We start from the raw sequence: 6356 nt of genomic DNA on the forward strand, positions 1-6356 counted from the left end.
AGGTGCGGTGTGCGTGCTCGGCGTCGGCCTCAACATCGTGGTGCCGGGTGATGCGTTCGAGATCGTGCTGAACTTCGCCGCGGTCGCCATCATCACCACCTGGTCCATGATCGTGTTGTGCCATCTGCTGTTCGTGCGCAAGGCGAAGTCGGGTGAGGTGGAGCGGCCGTCCTACCGGCTGCCGGGCGCGCCGGTCACGCAGATCGCGACTTTGGCGTTCCTGGCGTCGGTGGTGGTGCTGATGTGGTTCGACGTCCCGGCCGGGCGGCTGACGCTGCTGTGCGTGCCGGTGCTGGTCGTGGTGCTGGTGATCGGCTGGTTCGCCGTCCGCAAGCGCGTGGACACCACCAAGGCGCTCGACGAAGAGGACTGAGAAGCGGAAACGAAGAGCGGGAGCGGTCACGGACCGCTCCCGCTCTTGTGCTAGTTGGAAGCACGGCCGCGAGAATCTGGGCGGCGGCCGGTTGCCCGTTCGTGCAGGGCTTCCTCGGCCGGTTTCGCGGCGTGGTGTTGGTCGGCGAGGGCTTGCGTGACGTACGACAACAGCCTTGAGCAGTAGTAATCGTAGAGATTTTGAGCGCGGACTCCGCACTGTCTGGCGGCCGCGTGGCGCGGGGTGGTTTCATCGCTTGCCCGGTCGCGCGCGGTCATCGTGGTTCTTCTGAACCAGGCACGTCCGGCGAAACGTGTGCTTGTCATGGAGGCGACGAGCACGGCGACCACAGCCCCGGGTTCCGGTGGGTCCAGCGAGATGTGCCGGCTGATCATCATTGGCCCGTCCTCGCGCGTGGAACTGGCCGTTCCCGCGCACGTGGCGATAGCCGACCTCATGCCGACGGTGCTCGGCCACCTCGATCCCACGCTGGCCACCTCGGGCATGGAGCACGGCGGCTGGGTGCTGCAACGGCTCGGCGAGGAGCCGCTCGACGAGGACAAGGGCACCGCCGAGGCCGGGCTGTACGACGGCGACATGCTCTACCTGCGACCGCGCGACGACCAGCTGCCGGTCGCCGACTTCGACGACCTGGTCGATGGTGTCCACACCGGACTGTCCGGTCGTGGCGACACTTGGCGCCCGGCGTTCACCTACTACACCAGCATGACTACCGCTGCGGTGTGCGCGCTGCTGGCCATCTTCGTCTGCACCTTCGCGGCGACGGGGACGGGGATCGCCATCGGTGCGGCCACGGTCAGCCTGCTGCTTCTGGCCGGAGCCGCCGGCATGTCGCTGTACGTCCGCGACAGTGGCGGACAGGCGGTGACCCTGGCCGGAGTCGGAGTCTTCGCGGCGGCCGTGGCTGGGCTGGCCTTCCCCGGTGCTGATGCACCGCCGGCGTGGATCGACGGGCCGGGGATTCTGTCCGCCGGGGTGGCCATCGCTGTCTCTGCCGTGCTGGCCCGGGTGTCGCTGAAGACGGCCAAACCGGCGTTCCAGGCGGTGGCCGCTGGTGGTGTGCTCACCGCGTTGGGCGGCGTGCTGACCGTGCTCGTCGGCCTGGACGGCGCGTCCACGGCCGCGATCCTCACGATCGTCGCGGTCGCGCTGACCAGGGCAGCCCCGAACATTTCGGCATGGCTGGGCGGGCTGTCGGTGGAGCCGGTACCCACCACGCAGGACGAGTTCCAGGAGGGCCTCGACCCGCTGCCGGGCGAGGGCGTCCTCGACCGCGCGTCGTTGTCCGACACTCACCTGACCTCGATCCTCGGTGTGCTCGGCGGGCTGTGCACCGGGGGACTGATCGCACTGGGGTCGGTCGTGCAGTGGGACACGATCCTGCTGACGGCGCTGATCAGCGTGCTGCTGTTGCTGCAGGCCCGTGAGGTCGTCGGAATTTGGCATCGAGTATCCGCCCTGGTGCCTGCCGGGATAGGACTGACAGTGCTGATGCTCGGCTGGAGCGCGAGCATGCCGTTGGTCGGCCGGATGGGCGTGCTGCTCGGGCTGCTGTCGCTGTCCGGTCTCGCCGTGGCCGCCGCGCACACGTTGCCCGGTAAGCGCTTGATTCCGCGCTGGGGCCGGTGGGGCGACATCCTCCAGTGGATCTGCGCGCTGGCCGTGCTGCCCATTTTGCTCTCCGTGATTGGAGTTTATGGCTGGGTTGCTTCCCTGCTCTGAACCATTTTCCTACCTACGACCGTGCCGGGATTGGGAGGTGAGTGATGTACACCAGGCGAGACCAAGTGGACGCCTATTCCTTTGTCGCGGGCCGGCTGTCCTCGGCGATCTTGCGTACTGACCCGGACGGGCCGGAGCGCCCGCTGCGGCGCACCGGAGTCGGGCTCGCCGTTGGCATCGTCATCGGGATCTTGGTGACCGCGATCGTCGCGGTGGTCAACCTGTTCACCAACATCGGTGGCGGCAACGACGGGTGGCGAGAGCCGGGAACGCTGATTGTCGCCGAGGACACCGGAAACCGGTTCATGATGGTCAACGGCCGGCTGCGGCCGGTGTTGAACCAGGCGTCCGCGCGGCTGCTCATCGGCAGCAATCCCAAGGTCGCCACGGTCAAGACGGCCGACCTCGCCGACGTGCCGCGCGGTGCGCCGATCGGGATCCTCGGTGCACCGGACGCGATCCCCACCGGGTCGTCCGACAGTCCGTGGACCGTGTGTGCGGGGGCCGACGAAGGCACCAAGCTGTCGGTGACGGTCGGCGAAGGACCAGCTGTCTCCGACATGCGCGACGACCAGGCGCTGTTGGTCACCGCGGGCGGGGACATGTACCTGGCGTGGCAGGGCACGCGGCTGCGGATCGCGGCTGAATGGGTGCCGCGCGCGCTCGGGCTCGACCCGGCTCAGGCTCTCGCGGTGGATTCGTCGTGGCTGAACACGTTGCCGTCTGGGCCGGACATCGGCTCGCCGCCGGTCGAACGGGACGCGAACAAGGCGGGGCCCAGCTTCAGCGGGACGCCAACCGTGGTCGGGCAGCTGATCGTCGTGCCCGAGGCGGTGGGGAACAACTACTTCGTGGCCGCGGGCAACGGCCTGGTCCCGGTGACCTCGACCGTGTCCGCGTTGCTCAGCGCCGACCCGGCATCGCCCGCGCGAGAGGCCGTGCGCATCACGCCCTCGGAGCTGGCGACGCAGAACGTGCTGCCTGCGCCGGTGTGGCAGTCCGCGCTGCCGGCGCAGCCGCCGGACCGACCGGATCTGGCGGGCCGTGTGCCGTGCGTGCGGTGGGAGCAGTCGCAGGCGCGGTTGGTGACGGCACCGCCGCCGCAGGGCGATGCGCAAAGCAATCAGACGGCGGGGGTGGTGCGCGACGGCCGGGTGGCCGACCGGGTGGAGATCATCCCCGGCGCCGGCTTCCTGGCGCGCACTCGCCCGGCGCCGGATGTTCCTGGTGCGGGTATTTACCTCATCACCGAAGCGGGAGCCAAGTTCCCGGTGGCCGACGCCGATGCGGCCAGCGCTCTTGGCCTCCCTGTCGAGACGGCTCGGCTGGTTCCGGCCGATCTGCTGGCACTGCTGCCAACCGGGCCAGTGCTCGAAAAAATCAATGGTGCTCAACAAGGATAGGAGAGATTCCCGTGGCGCCTAAGTATGGCTACGACTCCGGCGTACTGGCGGTGGGTATCAATGCCGCCAACCAAGCGGTCACCAACATGACGACCGTCAAGCAGAAGGTCTGGCAGATGACCGACCAGATCAAACTGGTCAACAACTCCACCTCCGGTGGAATGCTGACCACCAGGTTCTCCGAGTGGAACAGCCACTTCGAGAAATTGGTGAAGGCGCTGGACGACCTCAACATGAAGGTCGTCGAGACCGGCAAGACCAACACGCAGGCCAGCGGCGACGCCGACGCCACCGCCCGCTGATCTCATTCAAGGAAGGGGAATAGCCATGTCGCGATTTGACATCAACCATGACGGCTACATGGACCTCAACGAGCAACTCCGGCAGTGCCACGTCGCGGCCGGGGTCATCATCGAGGAACTCAACCAGGGCCTGCGAAAGGTTCCGGAAGGTATGCAGGGTCAGGCCGAGGAGTTGTGGGGGCCGCTCCAGAGGGAGTGGAACCAGCAGTACGCCAAGATGTCGGAAGCCTTCAACGACAATGTGACCAAGTCGTTCAAGGTGCACGAGATTTTCAAGGACGGCGACAACATGGGCGCCAAAATCATGTCCATGTAGTCCCGTTTCCCCTCGGCCGCGGGCTCGCTTCGGTGGGCCCGCGGTCATCCTCCTTATCAATTCCACGCCCCTCCAGTGACTCGCGTGCAGAAAGGACCCTCCGCCATGACTGACGACCCCGCGGGCGGCAAGTTTCCGGGGCGTGGCAGCAACCACCGCCTGAACCGGCCGACCGGCGAGCCGCAGCCGGATCCGCGGCTGGATGGTCTGGGGCCGAACAGGGCGATGGTGCTGGCTCCCGGGCAGCACGGTCCCAACGCGCCGCAGCAGCCGGATCCGGACGAGACGACCCGGGCGGAATTGCCGGATGACACCCCGGACCCGCAGTTCACGCCGAATTCGAATTCGCACCCGCAGACTCCCGTGTCTCAGCCAGGGCATGTGGACGGGACGCCGACGCACCATGTCGGGCAGAACCTTCCCGACGCGAGTCCGGCGATGCCCGGGCCGGCGATGACTCCCGTGTTCTTTCGAAGGAGTGTGGACGGGACGCCGGCGAACCATGTCGCGCAGCACGGTCCCGACGTGCAGGAGCCGGGGCCCCGGCCGGATGACACCCCGCACCGGACACCGCTCGACGAAGGCTTGACTTGGGTCAAGGAGGGCGGAGAAGAAAAACTCAAGTGGCTCGGTGACCCGAAGGATGCGCCGTTTCTCGACAACGGCCCATACGAAGTGCATCTCAATGTATCCGGCGAGCTTGAGCAGTCCTACAACCCTGCGGACCGCGACGATGCTTCCAACGCGACCTACTATGAGCCATCCTCTGCTGACGACCGGGATCTGCACATTGGCGGCCACCCCGATGAATCCGGGTTCATGGCCATGCCCGACGGTGAGTTGCGGTGGGTCGGACCGAGAGACGACGTTCCGCTGACGCCAGACGGCCACGTGAGCCTCGGGGACAAAGGCGAAATCGTCGTCGACCCCCCTCCGGAGGTCTTTCGGGCCGATTATCGCGAGCGGGAGCCGTTTGCCGGTGAGAGGTCGGAGTTCGGTGATCGGTCTGGTGGGGATCAGGCCGGTCATCACCGGCAGGAGCCGTTTGCCGGCGAGAGGTCGGAGTTCGGTGATCGGTCTGGTGGCCAGGGGGATGCGCTGCCATCGGCGGAGCCGGCCGGTTATCGCGAGCGGGAGCCGTTTGTCGGTGACGAGCGATCGGATTTCCACGACCGGTCTGGTGGCCAGGGGGATGCGCTCCCATCGGCAGAGCCGACGACGCTGGTGAAGCCGGTCCACTCGGTCCAGCCGGGGGACGGCACGTCTGGTTCATCTGAGGAGTCGGGCCTGGCCTGGGTCAACGGCGACGGCACCTGGAAGCTCAAGTGGGTTGGCGACCCGAAGGACGCCCCGCTACTGGACAACGGCCCGTACGAGGCCCGCATCGGAAAGAACGGCGACGTCCAAACCCTCTACAACGGGCACGACGAGGGCGACCCGACCAAGGTTTTCGCGTCCGGCAAGCCGGGGTCGGGCAATCCAGACGACGGAACCGCCGGACTGATCGTGATGCCCAACGGCGACCTGCGCTGGGTTGGTCCGCGGGACAAGGCGCCCTTGCTCGACGACGGCAAAGTCGCTCTCGGCAAAGATGGCAAGGTCGAGTTCGACGGACCGAAATGCGCGCCGGACGGAACGAGTCGCACCGAAGGCACTCAGCATCCCCTGGTGATCCAGGATCCGAACTCGGACGGGCCGCCGCCAGGATTCCACGGCCTCCCGACCTACGGTTCGCTCCCCGGCGAAGGCCGACAGGGCGTCAAGCCTCACACGCCGCGCGAGGAAAGGACTGGGGATGGCGGCGGTTCCGGTGGTTCTTCTGGTGGTCAGGGGAGTCACGGCAGGGGCGGTTCTGGGGGCCGGGAAGGTGACGGCAAGGGCGATGGTGGCGGTTCCGGTTCGTCTGGTGGTCAGGGGGATGGGCAGCTTGGCCGAGGCGTGGCTGTGCAAGCGCCGATGGCCAAGGTGGGTGACGGCAAGGGCAGCGGTGGTGGTTCTGGTGGTTCGTCTGGTGGTCAGGGGGGTGTGTCGCCGGAGCCGGTGACGTCGGTGAAGCCGGTCGCCAAGGTGGGCGATGGCAAGGGCGGCGATGGTGGTTCTGGTGGTTCGTCTGGTGGTCAGGGGGATGGGCCGCTTGCCCGAGGCGCGCGTGTGCAAGCGCCGATGGCCAAGGTGGGTGACGGCAAAGGCGGCGGTGGTGGTTCTGGTGGTTCGTCTGG

General features: G+C 67.3%; 5 protein-coding genes and 2 pseudogenes. 6 read left to right on the top strand and 1 reads right to left on the bottom strand.

What is annotated here, in order from left to right:
* A pseudogene (locus BLW84_RS44825) lies at positions 1–373 on the top strand (amino acid permease); the annotation flags it as partial.
* Between the two features lie 50 nt (positions 374–423).
* Here the strand turns inward: BLW84_RS44825 and BLW84_RS48235 are convergent.
* Positions 424–771: a hypothetical protein gene (locus tag BLW84_RS48235; RefSeq protein WP_177227059.1), complete on the bottom strand. Its 348-nt coding sequence runs from the start codon at positions 769–771 to the stop codon at positions 424–426.
* 16 nt (positions 772–787) lie between these two features.
* On the opposite strand from BLW84_RS48235, the gene eccD reads away from it, so the two are divergent.
* The 5 genes and pseudogenes from eccD to BLW84_RS48240 form a co-directional block, all read left to right on the top strand.
* A complete protein-coding gene (gene eccD / locus BLW84_RS44830) occupies positions 788–2116 on the top strand; it encodes a type VII secretion integral membrane protein EccD (protein WP_177227060.1) in 1329 nt (442 codons plus the stop codon).
* Between the two features lie 44 nt (positions 2117–2160).
* Positions 2161–3519, top strand: coding sequence for a type VII secretion protein EccB (gene eccB / locus BLW84_RS44835; RefSeq protein WP_093278711.1), 1359 nt, complete (start codon positions 2161–2163; stop codon positions 3517–3519).
* Between the two features lie 11 nt (positions 3520–3530).
* The gene (locus tag BLW84_RS44840; protein WP_093278713.1) at positions 3531–3821 is read left to right on the top strand and encodes a hypothetical protein; all 291 of its coding nucleotides are present in this window, start codon (positions 3531–3533) and stop codon (positions 3819–3821) included.
* Positions 3822–3846: 25 nt separating this feature from the next.
* The gene (locus BLW84_RS44845; protein WP_093278714.1) at positions 3847–4137 is read left to right on the top strand and encodes a hypothetical protein; all 291 of its coding nucleotides are present in this window, start codon (positions 3847–3849) and stop codon (positions 4135–4137) included.
* Between the two features lie 105 nt (positions 4138–4242).
* Positions 4243–6356: pseudogene (locus BLW84_RS48240) on the top strand (hypothetical protein); the annotation flags it as partial.

Origin of the sequence: Saccharopolyspora shandongensis (genome assembly GCF_900106995.1) — a bacterium.
In the GTDB taxonomy this organism is placed as follows: domain Bacteria; phylum Actinomycetota; class Actinomycetes; order Mycobacteriales; family Pseudonocardiaceae; genus Saccharopolyspora; species Saccharopolyspora shandongensis.

What these genes read in the sequence shown, in the direction of transcription:
- BLW84_RS44845 (WP_093278714.1), top strand. Translation starts at nt 3,847, where the DNA reads ATGTCGCGATTTGACATCAACCATGACGGCTACATGGACCTCAACGAG.
- BLW84_RS48235 (WP_177227059.1), bottom strand. Translation starts at nt 771, where the DNA reads ATGATGATCAGCCGGCACATCTCGCTGGACCCACCGGAACCCGGGGCT.
- eccB (WP_093278711.1), top strand. Translation starts at nt 2,161, where the DNA reads ATGTACACCAGGCGAGACCAAGTGGACGCCTATTCCTTTGTCGCGGGC.